This window comes from Mycobacterium sp. AT1, from assembly GCF_002043095.1.
Taxonomy (GTDB): Bacteria; Actinomycetota; Actinomycetes; order Mycobacteriales; family Mycobacteriaceae; genus Mycobacterium.
The window spans coordinates 22,716-37,564 of the sequence record NZ_MVOC01000056.1 but is presented as its reverse complement, the minus strand read 5'-3'; the positions used below and the strand labels follow the sequence as shown (position 1 = coordinate 37,564).

The 14,849-nt window shown below is 68.5% G+C and carries 18 protein-coding genes; 10 read left to right on the top strand and 8 right to left on the bottom strand.

The genetic code is table 11. The features are described 5' to 3' along the window. Nucleotides 1-35 precede the first annotated feature (35 nt). A complete protein-coding gene (locus B1790_RS24450) occupies nt 36-1,598 on the bottom strand; it encodes a flotillin family protein (protein WP_079925870.1) in 1,563 nt (520 codons plus the stop codon). 35 nt (nt 1,599-1,633) lie between these two features. Continuing rightward, entirely contained in the window at nt 1,634-2,140 is a 507-nt protein-coding gene (locus B1790_RS24445) for a hypothetical protein (protein ID WP_079925869.1), read from the bottom strand. Between the two features lie 248 nt (nt 2,141-2,388). Here B1790_RS24445 and infA point away from each other — a divergent pair, with 248 nt between their 5' ends. The 8 genes from infA to truA all read left to right on the top strand — a co-directional run bounded on the left by infA (nt 2,389) and on the right by truA (nt 7,034). Continuing rightward, nucleotides 2,389-2,610 (top strand): translation initiation factor IF-1, encoded by a 222-nt coding sequence (gene infA, locus B1790_RS24440; protein ID WP_005140011.1) that lies wholly within the window; start codon nt 2,389-2,391, stop codon nt 2,608-2,610. Between the two features lie 58 nt (nt 2,611-2,668). Further along, the gene (rpmJ, locus tag B1790_RS24435; protein WP_079925868.1) at nt 2,669-2,782 is read left to right on the top strand and encodes a 50S ribosomal protein L36; all 114 of its coding nucleotides are present in this window, start codon (nt 2,669-2,671) and stop codon (nt 2,780-2,782) included. Nucleotides 2,783-2,945: 163 nt separating this feature from the next. Continuing rightward, entirely contained in the window at nt 2,946-3,326 is a 381-nt protein-coding gene (gene rpsM / locus B1790_RS24430; RefSeq protein ID WP_056557107.1) for a 30S ribosomal protein S13, read from the top strand. 4 nt (nt 3,327-3,330) lie between these two features. Then, nucleotides 3,331-3,750, top strand: coding sequence for a 30S ribosomal protein S11 (gene rpsK / locus B1790_RS24425; protein WP_056557104.1), 420 nt, complete (start codon nt 3,331-3,333; stop codon nt 3,748-3,750). A gap of 14 nt (nt 3,751-3,764) precedes the next feature. Next, complete coding sequence (gene rpsD, locus B1790_RS24420; protein ID WP_079925867.1) at nt 3,765-4,370, top strand: 30S ribosomal protein S4; 606 nt, start codon at nt 3,765-3,767, stop codon at nt 4,368-4,370. Between the two features lie 50 nt (nt 4,371-4,420). After that, nucleotides 4,421-5,503: a DNA-directed RNA polymerase subunit alpha gene (locus tag B1790_RS24415; RefSeq protein ID WP_255407303.1), complete on the top strand. Its 1,083-nt coding sequence runs from the start codon at nt 4,421-4,423 to the stop codon at nt 5,501-5,503. Nucleotides 5,504-5,569: 66 nt separating this feature from the next. Further along, nucleotides 5,570-6,139 (top strand): 50S ribosomal protein L17, encoded by a 570-nt coding sequence (gene rplQ / locus B1790_RS24410; RefSeq protein WP_079925865.1) that lies wholly within the window; start codon nt 5,570-5,572, stop codon nt 6,137-6,139. Between the two features lie 7 nt (nt 6,140-6,146). Next, nucleotides 6,147-7,034, top strand: coding sequence for a tRNA pseudouridine(38-40) synthase TruA (gene truA / locus B1790_RS24405; protein WP_079925864.1), 888 nt, complete (start codon nt 6,147-6,149; stop codon nt 7,032-7,034). Here the strand turns inward: truA and B1790_RS24400 are convergent. Genes B1790_RS24400 through B1790_RS24385 form a run of 4 tightly spaced genes read right to left on the bottom strand, consistent with a single transcriptional unit; the run spans nt 7,031 to nt 10,114 of the window. Then, entirely contained in the window at nt 7,031-7,708 is a 678-nt protein-coding gene (locus B1790_RS24400) for a cutinase family protein (protein ID WP_369832418.1), read from the bottom strand. The two genes, truA and B1790_RS24400, sit on opposite strands and share 4 nt — an antisense overlap. Nucleotides 7,709-7,764: 56 nt before the next feature. Then, nucleotides 7,765-8,439, bottom strand: a complete 675-nt coding sequence (locus B1790_RS24395; protein WP_079925863.1) for a cutinase family protein — start codon at nt 8,437-8,439, stop codon at nt 7,765-7,767. A 24-nt stretch (nt 8,440-8,463) separates the two neighbouring features. Next, nucleotides 8,464-9,108: a cutinase family protein gene (locus tag B1790_RS24390; RefSeq protein WP_198952113.1), complete on the bottom strand. Its 645-nt coding sequence runs from the start codon at nt 9,106-9,108 to the stop codon at nt 8,464-8,466. A 25-nt stretch (nt 9,109-9,133) separates the two neighbouring features. Then, nucleotides 9,134-10,114, bottom strand: a complete 981-nt coding sequence (locus B1790_RS24385) for a DMT family transporter (RefSeq protein WP_079925862.1) — start codon at nt 10,112-10,114, stop codon at nt 9,134-9,136. A gap of 75 nt (nt 10,115-10,189) precedes the next feature. On the opposite strand from B1790_RS24385, the gene B1790_RS24380 reads away from it, so the two are divergent. Continuing rightward, nucleotides 10,190-10,750 (top strand): CGNR zinc finger domain-containing protein, encoded by a 561-nt coding sequence (locus B1790_RS24380; RefSeq protein WP_079925925.1) that lies wholly within the window; start codon nt 10,190-10,192, stop codon nt 10,748-10,750. Between the two features lie 59 nt (nt 10,751-10,809). Continuing rightward, nucleotides 10,810-12,198 carry a type VII secretion protein EccB gene (gene eccB, locus B1790_RS24375; protein WP_079925861.1) on the top strand — a complete coding sequence of 463 codons (1,389 nt, stop codon included), beginning with the start codon at nt 10,810-10,812 and terminating at the stop codon, nt 12,196-12,198. Here eccB and mycP read toward each other — a convergent pair. Continuing rightward, the gene (gene mycP / locus B1790_RS24370) at nt 12,163-13,521 is read right to left on the bottom strand and encodes a type VII secretion-associated serine protease mycosin (RefSeq protein WP_233165299.1); all 1,359 of its coding nucleotides are present in this window, start codon (nt 13,519-13,521) and stop codon (nt 12,163-12,165) included. The two genes, eccB and mycP, sit on opposite strands and share 36 nt — an antisense overlap. Beyond that, nucleotides 13,518-14,765 carry an EsaB/YukD family protein gene (locus B1790_RS24365; RefSeq protein WP_158083877.1) on the bottom strand — a complete coding sequence of 416 codons (1,248 nt, stop codon included), beginning with the start codon at nt 14,763-14,765 and terminating at the stop codon, nt 13,518-13,520. The genes mycP and B1790_RS24365 overlap by 4 nt, the downstream gene beginning before the upstream one ends. Nucleotides 14,766-14,849: the final 84 nt, after the last annotated feature.

Sequence of the window (14,849 nt, the reverse complement as noted above, 5' to 3'; positions counted from 1 at the left end):
CGGTTACTCGGAGGGCGGAATCGCGTGGGCGTCGCTCAGGACGCCGGCGGGGCCACCGGATGCGAGTTCGCCGCGGCCGCGACGGATGTCGTGGTCTCCTCGCCGAAGCGATTCAGCATCGCGGCGACGTCGATCCCCGAGGTCTTGAGCGCCTCGACGATCTTGGCCACCGCAAGCGGGCTGACCCCAAGCAGGCCGCCCATCGCGTCCTGGGTGTCGCCCGCCCCACCGATGATCGACAGGCGGTCGATCTCGGCGAGCGGCGCTGCCGCTGCCTCGGTGGCCTTGACCACCGACGCCAGCACGTCGGGCAGCATCAGCATGCGCGCCGCCTCGGCGGTGTAGCTGTTGAGCGCCGCGGCGATCTCCTTCTTACCGGTGGCCTCGGCGACGAGCTTGGCCTCGATGCCGGCCGCCTCGGCGAGCTGTTCCACCCGGGAGGCGTCGGCGAGTTCCTTCTTGCCCGCAGCCTCGGCGACCAGTTTCGCCTGCAGGCTGTCCGCTTCGGCCTGCTTCTCGACGCGGAGTGCGTCGGCCGCCGCCTTGCGGGCGTCGGCCTCGGCCTGACCAGCCCGACGAGCGGATTCCGCCTGCGCTTCGGCACCGAGGATGACGGCTTGGCGCTGACCCTCCGCACGGGCGATGTCGGCCGCGCGCTGCGCCTCGGCCGGCGCGATGACGTCTGCTTGCAGCGCCGCCTGGGCCTGTTCGCTGCGCCGCTGTTCCACCTCGATGCGGGCCTGGATGCGCGCAGCCTCGGCCTGCTCGGTGGCGATGCCGACGTCTTTCTGCGCCCGCGCGTTCGCGAGCGGGCCCGCCTGGTCGGCTTCGGCGTTCTCGGCCTCGGTCTGAGCGCGGAGCCTCGCGAGCTCGACGTCGCGCTTCTGGTTGGCGATGGCGATCGCGGTGTCCGCCTCGGCTTGGGCGACCGAACCCGCTTGGCGGGCCTTCGCCGACTGGATCTGCGCGTCGCGCTCGGCCTCGGCGGTACCGACGGTCGCGTCGCGCTTCACTTCGGCGATGCGACGCTGACCGAGTGACTTCAGGTAGTCGTTGGCGTCGGAGATTCCGGCGATCTTGAGGACGTCGACCTCCATGCCGATGCGGGCGAGGTCGCTGCCTGCTTCCTCGACCACGCTGCGGGCCAGGGTGTCACGGTTCGAGTTGAGGTCTTCGACGGTCATCGTGGCGGTGATGCCGCGCAGGCTGCCGGCCAGAATTTCGTTGATTTGGCGTTGCAGTTCGCTGAGGTCGGAGGTGAGGAACCGCTGCACCGCGGTCTGCACGGCCTCGTCGGCCGATCCGATGCGCACCAGGCCGACGGCTTCGACGTTGACCGGCACACCGTTGTTGGACAGTGCGTTCTGCAGGTTGATGCTGACGTTGAACGGCTCGAGGGACATGATGTCCACCCGTTCGATGCCTGGCACCCGGAACCGGGCTCCGCCGCGGACCACCTTGGGCTGGCCGCGACCGGTGAACACGGCCACCTCGTTTGGCGGCACCTTGATGTAGTTCTTCACGTAGATCAGCGGGAGCACGACGAGCAGGAGGAGCCCGGCGATGACCGCGATCGTGACGATGAGGAGAGTGGACACGGCGGTGCCTTCCGTTCTGGTGGTTGGGGACGGCGCTAGTGGTCGGGAACCGCCACGACGTGGAGGTAGTCGGCATCGACGTCGGCGATGTAGACGCTGGTGTTCTTCGTCAGGACGTCCGGCTCTTCGGTGATCGCCCTGGCCCGCACCCGGTTCCCGTCGGAGTCGACGAACGCCACCTCGCCCCAGCTGCCGACGGGGACGTCGAGGGTGACGGTGCCTAGCAGGCCGATGTAGGACGACCGCGACTTCTGCGAGTTCGACTCCTGCCTGCGCAGGTACGGCAGCAGCAGTCCCTGAAGCGCGAGCATCAGGACGACGGCTGCAGCGATCGCGACGAGTCCGGCGCCGACGGCGCCGAAACCGACCCAGGAGCTGATCAGGCCGCCGGCACCCGCGCCGAGCAGGGCGGCGGACACCCCGGTCAGGCTGAGGAAGGGCAGACCGTCATGGCCGGCCCCATGGCCGAAGTCGACGAGGAACAGCGCCGAGAGAACCGCTATCCCGCCGACGATGAACGCCGCGAGGTAGGCAGCGGTCACACGTTCCCCCTGAGGCCGGTCGTGAAGTCCTTAGCATCGGTCGCCGTGGACCTTGAAACGATCTTGCCACCCTCAAGCCGTTGCTGGTGACGGCGATTTTGGGGAGCGCACGGAAGCGGGTACCATCGATCAACGGTGCGGCATCCGCGCCGGCTCCTTGCGTGCCCTGTCCTGGAATTTAACGAATCCGGCTCACGTTTTGAAGTCGGAGGCGGCGTTTGTGGCGCCAGACAGGAACAACGGAGGACATGGCTAAAAAAGACGGTGCCATCGAAGTCGAGGGCCGAGTGGTCGAGCCCCTGCCCAATGCGATGTTTCGCATTGAGCTGGAGAACGGACACAAGGTGCTCGCGCACATCAGCGGCAAGATGCGGCAGCACTACATCCGCATTCTGCCCGAGGACCGCGTCGTGGTGGAGTTGTCGCCCTACGACCTGACCCGGGGCCGCATCGTTTACCGCTACAAGTAACTAGACCGTGACGGGGGCTCGCCCTCGACACCGAACAACCAAGACAGGATCGACCGCCGTGAAGGTGAACCCGAGCGTCAAGCCCATCTGCGACAAGTGCAGGGTGATCCGTCGCCACCGGCGGGTCATGGTGATTTGTTCTGACCCGCGCCACAAGCAGCGTCAGGGCTAGCCGTTTGCGCGTCGCGCAAACGCAGCACAGCAACAACTAAATGATGAAATCCCAGTACCAGTGAGCAGATGAGCTGCTCATTACACGCCCGGCACGGAGGCCGGGCCCCGCGAGGGGAACGGACTGGGACAAGACCTCCGCAACGAAAAGGAATCACTGCCTGATGGCACGTCTACTGGGCGTCGATCTCCCGCGTGACAAGCGCATGGAGATCGCGCTGACCTACATCTACGGCATTGGCCGTACTCGCTCGCAGGAAATCTTGTCGGCCACCGGCATTGACTTCAATCTGCGTACCAAGGACCTGACCGACGATCAGGTGTCGCAGTTGCGCGACTACATCGAAAGCAACTCCGAGATCAAGGTCGAAGGTGACTTGCGCCGCGAGGTGCAGGCCGACATCCGACGCAAGATCGAAATCGGCTGCTACCAGGGTCTGCGGCATCGTCGCGGCCTTCCGGTGCGCGGCCAGCGAACCAAGACCAACGCGCGCACCCGCAAGGGCCCGAAGCGCACCATCGCCGGCAAGAAGAAGGCCAGGTAAGCACATGGCACAGGCCAAGAAGAGTGGAGCGGCTGGTCCCAAGAAGGGCCAGAAGACGCGCCGCAAGGAAAAGAAGAACGTTCCGCACGGCGCCGCTCACATCAAGAGCACGTTCAACAACACGATCGTCTCGATCACCGACCAGCAGGGCAACGTCATCGCCTGGGCATCGTCGGGTCACGTGGGCTTCAAGGGTTCGCGTAAGTCGACCCCGTTCGCCGCACAGCTGGCCGCCGAGAACGCTGCCCGCAAGGCGCAGGAACACGGTGTCAAGAAGGTCGACGTCTTCGTGAAGGGCCCGGGTTCGGGCCGCGAGACCGCGATCCGTTCACTGCAGGCAGCCGGCCTCGAAGTTGGCGCCATTTCCGACGTCACGCCGCAGCCGCACAACGGCTGCCGTCCGCCCAAGCGGCGCCGGGTCTAGAGGAGATTTAAGAAATGGCTCGTTATACCGGACCCGTCACCCGTAAGTCGCGTCGTCTCGGCGTCGACCTCGTCGGTGGAGATCAGTCCTTCGAGAAGCGTCCCTACCCGCCCGGCCAGCATGGTCGCGCGCGGATCAAGGAGAGCGAATACCGCACGCAGCTGCAGGAGAAGCAGAAGGCTCGCTTCACCTACGGCGTCATGGAGAAGCAGTTCCGTCGTTACTACGAGGAGGCCAACCGCCACTCGGGTAAGACCGGCGAGAACCTGCTGCAGATCCTGGAGAGCCGGCTGGACAACGTCATCTACCGCGCCGGGCTCGCCCGTACGCGCCGGATGGCCCGTCAGCTGGTCAGCCACGGTCACTTCACCGTCAACGGCGTGAAGGTCGACATCCCCAGCTACCGCGTCTCGCAGTACGACATCATCGACATCCGTGAGAAGTCGCTGAACACGCTGCCGTTCGAGCTGTCGCGTCAGACCGCCGGTGAGCGCCCCATCCCGGGCTGGATCCAGGTCGTCGGCGAACGCCAGCGCATCCTCATCCACCAGCTGCCCGAGCGCGCACAGATTCAGGTGCCGCTGACCGAGCAGCTGATCGTCGAGTTCTACTCGAAGTAATCGTGTGACCGTCCCAGGTCACGGTGGCCTGGGACACCAAACGGCATCAAATAGCGGATGTCGAGAAGGAGAAAAAGAAAATGCTGATTTCTCAGCGCCCCACCCTGTCCGAAGAGAGCCTTGCCGAGAACCGGTCCAAGTTCGTCATCGAGCCCTTGGAGCCCGGATTCGGTTACACCCTTGGCAACTCGCTTCGGCGCACGCTGCTGTCGTCCATCCCGGGCGCGGCGGTCACCAGCATCCGCATCGACGGCGTGCTGCACGAGTTCACCACCGTTCCCGGGGTGAAGGAAGACGTCACCGACATCATCCTGAACCTCAAGAGCCTGGTCGTGTCGTCCGAGGAGGACGAGCCGGTCACCATGTACCTGCGCAAGCAGGGCCCGGGTGCCGTCACCGCCGGTGACATCGTCCCGCCCGCGGGCGTCACGGTGCAGAACCCCGACATGCACATCGCGACCCTGAACGACAAGGGCAAGCTCGAGGTCGAGCTCGTCGTCGAGCGTGGCCGCGGTTACGTCCCCGCCGTGCAGAACAAGGCCTCCGGTGCCGAGATCGGCCGCATTCCGGTCGACTCGATCTACTCGCCGGTGCTCAAGGTGACCTACAAGGTCGAGGCGACTCGCGTCGAGCAGCGCACCGACTTCGACAAGCTGATCCTCGACGTCGAGACCAAGAACTCGATCACCCCGCGTGACGCGCTGGCCTCGGCCGGTAAGACGCTGGTCGAATTGTTCGGTCTGGCACGGGAACTCAACGTCGAAGCCGAAGGCATCGAGATCGGCCCGTCGCCGGCCGAGGCGGACCACATCGCCTCGTTCGCGCTGCCGATCGACGATCTGGAACTCACCGTCCGGTCGTACAACTGCCTCAAGCGCGAGGGCGTCCACACCGTCGGCGAGCTGGTCTCGCGGACGGAGTCCGACCTGCTGGACATCCGCAACTTCGGTCAGAAGTCCATCGACGAGGTGAAGATCAAGCTGCACCAGCTGGGTCTCTCGCTGAAGGACAGCCCGGCCACGTTCGACCCGTCCGAGGTGGCCGGTTACGACGTCGCGACCGGTACCTGGAACAGCGATGCCAGCTACGACGTGGACGACACGCAGGACTACGCCGAAACCGAACAGCTCTAACAGCTTTCAAGAAACCGTCCCGGCCCTACCTGATACGGGGGCCGGCCACATAAGGAGATAGTCGCAATGCCCAAGCCCACTAAGGGTGCTCGCCTCGGCGGGTCGTCCTCACACCAGAAGGCGCTCCTGGCCAACCTGGCCACGTCGTTGTTCGAGCACGGTCGGATCAAGACGACCGAGCCCAAGGCGCGGGCGCTGCGGCCCTACGCGGAGAAGCTCATCACCCACGCCAAGAAGGGCACGCTGCACAACCGGCGTGAGGTGATGAAGAAGATCCGCGACAAGGACGTCGTGCACACGCTGTTCGCCGAGATCGGACCGCACTTCGCCGAGCGCGAGGGTGGCTACACCCGCATCATCAAGGTGGAGGCACGCAAGGGCGACAACGCCCCGATGGCCGTCATCGAGCTGGTGCAGGAGAAGACGGTCACCTCCGAGGCCAACCGGGCCCGTCGCAGTGGTTCCGCCAACGCCCCCGTCGCGGCTGCCGCCGCGCCGCAGGCCGCGGTCGAGCCCGAGGCCGCCGTCGGCCCCACCGACGAGGTCGTCGAGGACGCCCCGGTTGAAGACGCCGTGGTCGAGGACGCCGACACCGACGAGGTCGTCGAGGACGACAAGGCCGACGACGCCAAGTAGTCGACTCGTGAACGAGCCCGCCATCGATTCCGGTGGCGGGCTTGTTCGTTTGCGCCTGGACGTCGCCTACGACGGCACCGACTTCGCCGGGTGGGCGACGCAGACGAATCAGCGCACCGTGGCGGGCGCGATCGACGATGCGCTGTCGACGGTGTTCCGGACACCGGTGATCACCCGGGCGGCGGGTCGCACCGATACCGGTGTGCACGCCACCGGTCAGGTGGCCCACGTGGACGTGCCTGCCGAGTCGATCCCGCTTGTCTATCCGCGCACTCCTCGCGACGAACCGGAATTTCAGCCCTTGGTGCGACGGCTGTCTCGGCTGCTGCCCGAGGACGTGCGGGTGCTCGACGTGGTAAGGGCGCCGACTGGATTCGACGCCAGGTTCTCCGCGCTGCGGCGGCACTACGAGTACCGGTTGACGACGGCGACGTTCGGCGTCTTGCCGCGGGAGGCGAGGTTCGTCACGCCGTGGCCTCGCCAGCTCGACGTCGACGCGATGCGCGTGGCGTCACGAGAACTGCAGGGTCTCAACGACTTCGCGGCGTTCTGCCGGGCGCGCGACGGTGCGACCACGATTCGCAATCTGCAGCGGCTGGACTGGGTGCGCGACGGCGATTCGATCGTCGGCTACGTCGCCGCCGATGCATTCTGCTGGTCGATGGTGCGGTCACTCGTGGGCGCGCTGCTGGCCGTGGGGGAGGGTCGGCGCGAACCTCGTTGGTGCGCTGAGCTGTTGACGTCCACGCGGCGGTCGAGTGACTTCGCCACCGCCCCGGCCCGCGGCCTGACGTTGGTCGGCGTGGACTATCCGGCCGACGCAGAACTCGAGGCGCGGATCCTGGTGACCCGTGACCGGCGTACGCCCGACGAGGTGGGGCGGATCGAGGGTTAGACCCGCGCGGCGGCGAAGTCGGCGGCCTGGTTGACCATGCCCGCGTCGATGTAGGCCCGCGCCGCATGGTCGGTCCAGTTCTTCTCCCACGTGTTCGGGTCGGCGGGGTTGCAGATCGGGTCGGCCCCGTGACACAGGTCGATCGTCCGCTCGCGGTACAGCGGGCTGATCGCTCCGATGGGTCCCGCCCATACGCTGCCGTTGCCGAACAGGGCGACGGCGGCGATGTGCTGATCGGCGCCAGGGGGCAGCGGATTGTCGAAGCCGAAGAAGGCGAAGGGCACGGCCAGCGCCACGTCGGTCACCGCGGCGCCGAGGGAGTAGCCGCCAAGCACGATCCTGGTGTCGGGGCAGCTGGCCATCGTGCTCTGCACGCGCGCGCTCATGTCGTTGGCTCCGAGGTCGACCTGGGTGTCGGCGGGGTAGCGCACCGCGTACAGGTTGACGTTCTTGCCGCTCTTCTTGCGGAGCGCACTGACGAAGGTGTTGCCGATTTGGCCGGGGCCAGCGGGCTCGAACCGACCGCGCGCAAAGATGACCTCAACCGCCGGGCAGGCGGCGGACGCGGTCGGAATCCCGATTGCGGTGACGGCAGGCGTCACCAGCAGGGCAGCGGCGGTAAGGGCGGTGACGAACGTCGCGACGACGAGCCTGCGAATCAGCTGTGGGGTCACCCAGGCGATGCTAGCCGACGTCGACGACGTGCCGTCTGCGTCGCGTGGCGACCGGGTTACAGCAGACCGGCGACGAAGTTCGCTGCGTCGTTGGCCGGGCCGCCTGCGTAGGCGCGGTGGGCGGCGACGTCCTCGCCGCTGGTGCACACGGGATCACCCGCGTTGCAGAGGTCGATGGATCGGCCGCCCCAGACCGGACTCGAGGTCAGCGGCAGACCCAACTTGGCCGACGGGTTGCCGAAGGCGACGAGCGCCGCCACGAAGTCGGGGGTGTTGGGCGGCAACGGATTGGTGAAGCCGATGGCCGGGAACGGCACCGCGGCGATGACGTCGATGACGGCTGCGCCCTGGGAGTAGCCGCCGAGCACGAGGCGGGTGGTGGGGCAGGCGCCCATCATGTACTGGATGTGGGCGCTGGCGTCGTTGGCGCCGGCCGCCGCGGCGAGGAAGTCGTAGTCGGCCGGGTAGGCGACGGCGTAGCTGCCGACGGACCGGCCGCCGACCTTGGACCGCAGCGCCTCGACGAAGGATCCGCCGGGCAGCCCCAGCCCGGGTGCTTCGCTGGTGCCTCGGGCGAAGACGACCTCGATGTCGGGGCAGCCTTCGGCGGACGCCGGAGCGAGGCCGAGGCCAAGGCCCGCGGTGGGGACGGTCGACAGGACGGGAGCGATGACGGCGAGGCAAGCCGCAGCAACGGCGAGAGTCGTCCGTCTAACAAGATCGAAGGCCACGCCGAATGGTAACGCCTAAATCAGCTAGACAAGTCCTGCGACGAAGTTCGCGGCCTGTGGGATGAACTCCGACGACTCGTAGTGCGTGTGGGCGAACGGGTTGCGGCCGTCCGAACAGATCGGGTCGCCGTCGGCGCACAGGTCGAGGGCGCGTCCGCCGAAGATCGAGTTGGTGATCGGAATCGAGAACTTCGCCGACGGGTTGCCGAACACGACGACCGCGGCGACGTTCGCGTCGAGGGCCGAGGGAAGCGGCGGTGCCGACCCGACCTCGCCGATCTTGTTCCCGAGCGGGGGGATGCCGGCGAGCATGTCGACGACGGCCGCACCCTGGGAGTATCCGCCGAGCACGACGCGCGTGCTAGGGCACTGCGCTGCCAGCGAGCTGATGAAGTTGGTGGCGTCGGTGGCACCGTCGGCCGCCGCGAGGAAGTCGTAGGTGGCCGGGTAGTTGACGCCGTAGGCCTCGATCGTGCGGCCACCGAGCTGCGGGGTGAGGGCGTCGACCAAGGCCTGGCCGACGCGACCGATGCCGGGGGCTTCGCTGGTGCCCCGCCCGAAGACGAGCTGGACGTCGGGGCAGGGAGCCGCCGACGCCGGCGGGGCGGCGATCAAGGTCGCCGCGGTGCAGGCGACGGCCGATGCGATCGCGGCCAGGCGGGCGGACATCCTGAGCAAGGTCACTAGCCCATCTTCACATATTTGGGTTAGCTGCGGCCAACCGTTCGGTCCGGTCACCCTGGCGGGCCAGCACCAACCCGGCGAGAACCACTGCGGCGCCGGCGACCTGGATGGGGGCCAGAGCCTCGCCGAGTAGGACCCACGCGGCCAGCACGGCAAACATCACTTCGGAGAGACCGACCAGCGAGGCAAACCGCGGCCGTAGGCGGGCGACGCCCATGATGCCCAGCGTGTACGCGATCGCGGTGGGGATCAACGCCATGGCGGCGACGGGCACGATCCACGACGTGGTGAAGCCCGCGACCACGGTGTCGTTCGCGGTGAAGGTCATCGGCAGGACGTGCGACGCTCCGAGCAGGGTGACGGCGACGGCGCCGACGATCAACCCTGCGGCCGCGAGTGTGATGGGGTTGAGGGCGCCTTCCTCGGTCGGGTCGGTGCTCACTTCGTCGGACATCATGAAGTAGCACGCCGCGCAGACGGCGGCGACGAGTGCCCATCCAACGCCGACGAGGTTGACGTGGGCGTCGGAGAAGACGTCGAGCACCAACATGATTCCGGCGACGGCGAGCACCACGCCGGCCAGTGTCAGGTTGGTCGGCCTGCGGCGAGTGGTGGCCCACAGCCACCCCACGACAAGGACGGGGGCGGTGTATTCGATGAGGAGGGCCACGCCGACGGAGAGATGCGAAACGGCGTTGTAGTAGCAGAGTTGGGCGCCTGCGATCGGCACGACGCCGTAGGCGACGACCGTCTTCCAGTGTCCGAGTGCCTCACGCAGCCAGTTCCGGTTCATCACGGTGGCGAAGACCGCCATGGCGACGGCGCCCCCGGCCAGTCGGGCGGTGACCGCGGCGGTCGGGCTCCAGCCGGCTTCCATCAGGGACTTGCCGAGGGGTCCGGACAGGCCGAATGCGAAGGCCGACGAGAGGGCGAACAGCAGGCCGGTTCGAAAGTGATCGGCGGCGGGTCGCACGTCGGTTACGGCAGTCATGCGGCACCTCCTGGCATGTAATGAGTAAAATGGCTATTGGTCGTGACGCTACCGCCGACAGGAGTCATGAGTCAATTGAATTTCAGTCATGACACGGAACTCACCCTCCGTGCCGCGTGTGTCCTCGTCAACACCGATCGGGTGGACGGCGAGCGGCTCGACGGCATGGCTTCGCTCGACGAATACCTGAACGCGTTCGGATGGACGGGCCGCCGCGACCGAGACGACGCGGAGCTGGAATCCGTTCTGAAATTGCGCACGCGGGTCGGCAAGATCTGGGCGAGCGCCGACGACGAGGAGCGCGTCGTCGGTCAGGTCAACGCACTGCTGAGCGACACCAGGGCCTCGCCGTGGCTGACCCGCCACGCGGAAATGCCGGAGTGGCATCTGCACCTGGCCTCGATCCACGACCCGCTGTGGCAGCGGATGGGCGCAGAGATGGCAATGGCGTTGGCCGACCTGATCCGCGCCGGTGAGCTGCGCAGGCTCAAGATTTGCGCGGCGCCGGACTGCGAGGCGGTGCTGGTCGACCTCTCGCGCAACCGGTCGCGGATGTTCTGCGACACCGGCAACTGCGGGAACCGTCAGCACGTCGCGGCCTACCGGGAACGTCGCGCAGGCGAGGAGCACGACTGACCCGAAATCGGTGATCCGGCGGCCACCGTGACGCGATTACCCTCGAATGCGGGGGGAGTATGTCTCGGCAACCGGCAACACGACTTCAGCTCAGTGGGCGGCGCCTTCTCGCGCGCCGGATGATGCACGCGCTGGTGCGCAGGGACGTCGCGATGTTCGACGATCCGCTACGCGCGCAGTCGATCTCGCTTGCCCTCGGTGGTCTCCTGGCCGCGCTCGTGCTCGCTGCGGGGGTGGTCGTCGGACTGGTTCGCGGCACCGGCGTTCCCGACTCCGCGCCGATCGTGATGGCCCGCGAGACCGGTGCGCTCTACGTGCGCGTCGGTGACGCCCTGCATCCCGTCCCGAATCTCGCCTCGGCCCGCCTCGTCGCGCGATCGGCCGCCGACCCGGTTGCGGCGGGCCAGGCGTCGATCGCCGACGTGAAACGCGGTCCGCTGATGGGCATTCCCGGTGCCCCGGCGGCGATCGGTGAAACGCTGCGCGACCCGGCCTGGACGGTGTGCGACGTCGACGACCGCACCATCGTCGCCGTCGGCCGCTCGGACGTCGACCATCTCGACTCGAGCCGTCCGGTACTGGTCACCCCGCGCGGCGAGGGCGCCGCCACGACCTACCTGCTGTACGACGGGCAGCGAGCCGCGGTCGACCTGAGGAACATTGCCGTGGTGCGGGCACTTCGTCTGGATGGCGTTGTGCCCGTGTCGGTTTCGCGGGCTCTGCTCGACGTCGTTCCGGAGGTGCCTGCAATCACCCCGCCGTCGATCGCCGGCGCTGGCACGCCCGGCCCCGCCTCGCTTGCGGGGGCAACCATCGGGTCCGTCGTCTCGGTGGGCGGAGAACGGTTCGTGGTGCTGCGGCAGGGTCTCCAACGGGTCGGCGAGGTCGCGGCCGATCTCATCCGCTACGCCTACGACACCGGCGGGCGACCACCGACCAGCGTCGCCCCCACCGCGGTCGCGACTCTGCCGGTCGCCGACGAACTAGCCGTTGGCACCTACCCTCGGCATGCGGGCACGCCCGTCGGCGCCGCCGACGGATACGCCGTCTGCGCCAGCTGGCAGCCAGGCGGCTCGGCATCGACGTCGTCGAACACCGTTGTCGCCGTCGGAGAGGCGCCGTTTCGTGACGCCCGCCAGATCACGGTTCTCGCGCAAGGGGACGGAGCAGGGCCAGCCGTCGACGCCGTCGCAATCCCCGGCGGCGCCAGCGTCTACGTCCGGTCTGCCGGCATCCTCGGCGACGACGGCGCAGGCGGCGCGCGGTTCCTCGTCACGGACTCGGGCGTGGTGTTCGGCGTGCACGACGACGACACCGCGAAGTTCCTTGGACTGAGCGATGTCTCGGGGATCGCGCCGTGGCCCATCCTGGCGAACCTGCCGCGCGGGCCCGAGCTCGGCGTCGACGCCGCCTCAGTCGTTCGCGACGGGCTCCCGACGCCGTCGTAGGCGCCCCGCGGACACGGTCATGGCGGCCGTGGCCACCGCAACGCAGGCCGCGGCGCCCACCAGCGAGACCCGGCGGGACGAGGTGTCGGCGGGAGACGTGGGATCTGTTGCCTGCGTGACTGATTCAACCGACGTAAACTTCCGCGGCGGGGCCCCGTCGGCGGTCACCGCGGCCAACGCGTCGACGACACCGCGGCCCACCCAGGGGTCCCACCCGGCGGCCGGATGGTGTGCGGTGTCGGTGATCCTGCGCATCACCTGCCGCGCCGTCAGCTGAGGCGCCGCCGATCGCACCAACGCGACGACGCCCGCGACCACCGGCGCCGAATAGCTCGTCCCCGAAATCGGCTGCGCACCCGTCGAACCCATGACGGTGTCGGTGACACCGTCGCCGTCCGGGCTGAGGGAGACGACCCCTTCGCCGACCGCGGCGACGTCGACCCACGGCCCGGACAGCGTGAACGCCGACGGCCGGCCCCTGCGGTCGACCGATCCGACGGTCAGGACGTAGTCGTCGTACCAGGCCGGGGTCACCACGACGTCCACGGTGTCCCAGTTCGGTCTACCGGGATGGGCCGGGTCGGGCGGTGGGTTCTGTCGTGGGCATTGACCTGGTCCGCCGACGTTGCCCGCCGCGGCGACGACGACGACGTTCTTGACGTCGACCGCGTAGGCGAGGGCGGCGCCGAGGGCCTGGTCGCCGAGCGCCTGATCGGTGTCGGCGCATGCGACCGACGAGATGTTGACGACCGTCGCGCCCGCGTCCGCGGCCAGCCGAACGGCGGCCGCCAACGTCTCGACGTCACCGACGCCGGGCTCGGTGGCGCCGTCCTTGGGGCGAAAGAGATTGCTCGACTGCCGGATCGCGAGGATGGACGCGTCGGGTGCAACCCCGCTGAACGTCACGCCGGCGGTGTCGCTCGGCGCAGCGCCGATGATGCCGGCGACGATCGTCCCGTGTCCGTCGCAGTCCTGGGTTCCGTCGCCAGTCGAGACGTAGTCACCGCCGGGGAGGAGGTGGGGCAGCAGGCGATGCCTTGCCACACCGGTGTCGATCACCGCGACGGTCTGGCCGGCGCCCCTCGTCAACCGCCACACCGCCTGGAGTTCGGTGAAGTCTGGTTGAGATCCCGCGACGTCGGCTGCTGGCGCGCCGGTTCGGCATTCGTCGGTCTGTTCGGTCGGCGTGCGCGGTGCGGGCGGTCGGGCCAGGGGGAGCTGCGCGTCGTCGACCGTCGGTGGGGTCACGGCAGTGGCGAAGGGAGCCGCCCACACGGTGCCTGCGACCGCCGCCACGGCTGCGGCCCGGGCCGCGGCCTTCACGGGAGTCCGAGGGTGGTGTACGCGCCACCGACCCAGCACGCGACGGGGACCACGGCGACCAGGGCGGCGTATTCGAGGTGCCCCAGCATTCGTGCCACCGTGGCACCACTGCTGGGACGGCGCATGGCCAGCAGTCCGACGACGACCAGTGCGGCGGCGACCGGGACGACGCTGCCCGGTCGGGCGTTCAGCAGAGCGCAGACGCCGGCGACGAGGGCCGCCAACCCGCCTGCCGTCAGGGAGATTCTGCGGTCGCCGTCGGCGTGGGTCCGGCAGCGCAGCACCAGCACCATGGCAACCAGCCCGGTGAAGGGGGCGGCGCCCGGGTGGCCCGCGACGGCGACCACCACCGCACCCGCCGCGGCTCCCGCAGCCGCGCCTGCCACCAACCCGCTGAGAATCTTGTGCCCCGCGGATGCGGCCAGATCGCCGTGCCAACGATCCGGTCCGAGCCCGGCGGTCACCATCGACACGCGCGGGGCGAGGCCGAGCAGGGCCAGGGCGGAGGTGGAGAGAGCAGCGCCGACGACCGTCAGCGGCAACGCCGCGACCGTGACGACGGCCGTCAGCAGCGAGACTGCCGCGATTGCAACCAATGCCGGTGACGTTCGCCCCGAAAGGCGCAGCATCAGCAGTGAGGCCGACAGCGCAGCAGCCGCGGCCAGGAAGACGTTGGGTGCCGAAGGCCCAGACGGCACGACGAGGAAGCCCGCGGCGCAGGCCAGTGTCACCACCCCCACGCTCGGGGTCGTCGAGTAGCCGGTCACGACCGCCAGCACGGTGACGGCCGCCGCGGCGGTGGCGCACACGACCGCGTTGGTGGTCGCGCCGTCGGATCCCGCGGTGCTGGCGAGCGCGAGACCTGCCAGTGTGGTGGCGAATACGCCCACTGCGCCGGGTAGCCAGCCGTCGCCCCGGGTTCGCGCCTGCGGTGCCCCGGCGACGTGCAGATACGCGGCGTGCCGCACCGGTCCGAGTGCCGGCGCGGCGTCGGCGTCGAGGATGACGAGCTCCCCGTCGCGAACGCCGTTGGCGCTCAACGACAATGATTCGTCCAACGGGGCGCCGGAGGCGCGCTGCAGGCGCCAGCGCCGAGCGACGCCACCAGTCGGGGTGGGAGCGTCGACCAAACCGACGATGGTGGGGACCAGCTCGGCCACTGGGGTTCCCGACGGCAGGACGACGTCGACCGCCACCGGATCACCATCGCGATCGGCCTGAACGCAGACCTTGGACACCGACACCTCACTGACCGTAACCGCCTCGGAGGACCACTCGCAGCGGCAATTTCGTCCGCGCACGAATGGAACCAAACCGACCTTGACAGC

What these genes read in the sequence shown, in the direction of transcription:
- rpsM (WP_056557107.1), top strand. Translation starts at nt 2,946, where the DNA reads ATGGCACGTCTACTGGGCGTCGATCTCCCGCGTGACAAGCGCATGGAG.
- eccB (WP_079925861.1), top strand. Translation starts at nt 10,810, where the DNA reads ATGTCTCGGCAACCGGCAACACGACTTCAGCTCAGTGGGCGGCGCCTT.
- B1790_RS24385 (WP_079925862.1), bottom strand. Translation starts at nt 10,114, where the DNA reads ATGACTGCCGTAACCGACGTGCGACCCGCCGCCGATCACTTTCGAACC.
- rpsD (WP_079925867.1), top strand. Translation starts at nt 3,765, where the DNA reads ATGGCTCGTTATACCGGACCCGTCACCCGTAAGTCGCGTCGTCTCGGC.
- infA (WP_005140011.1), top strand. Translation starts at nt 2,389, where the DNA reads ATGGCTAAAAAAGACGGTGCCATCGAAGTCGAGGGCCGAGTGGTCGAG.
- rplQ (WP_079925865.1), top strand. Translation starts at nt 5,570, where the DNA reads ATGCCCAAGCCCACTAAGGGTGCTCGCCTCGGCGGGTCGTCCTCACAC.
- rpsK (WP_056557104.1), top strand. Translation starts at nt 3,331, where the DNA reads ATGGCACAGGCCAAGAAGAGTGGAGCGGCTGGTCCCAAGAAGGGCCAG.
- B1790_RS24390 (WP_198952113.1), bottom strand. Translation starts at nt 9,108, where the DNA reads ATGTCCGCCCGCCTGGCCGCGATCGCATCGGCCGTCGCCTGCACCGCG.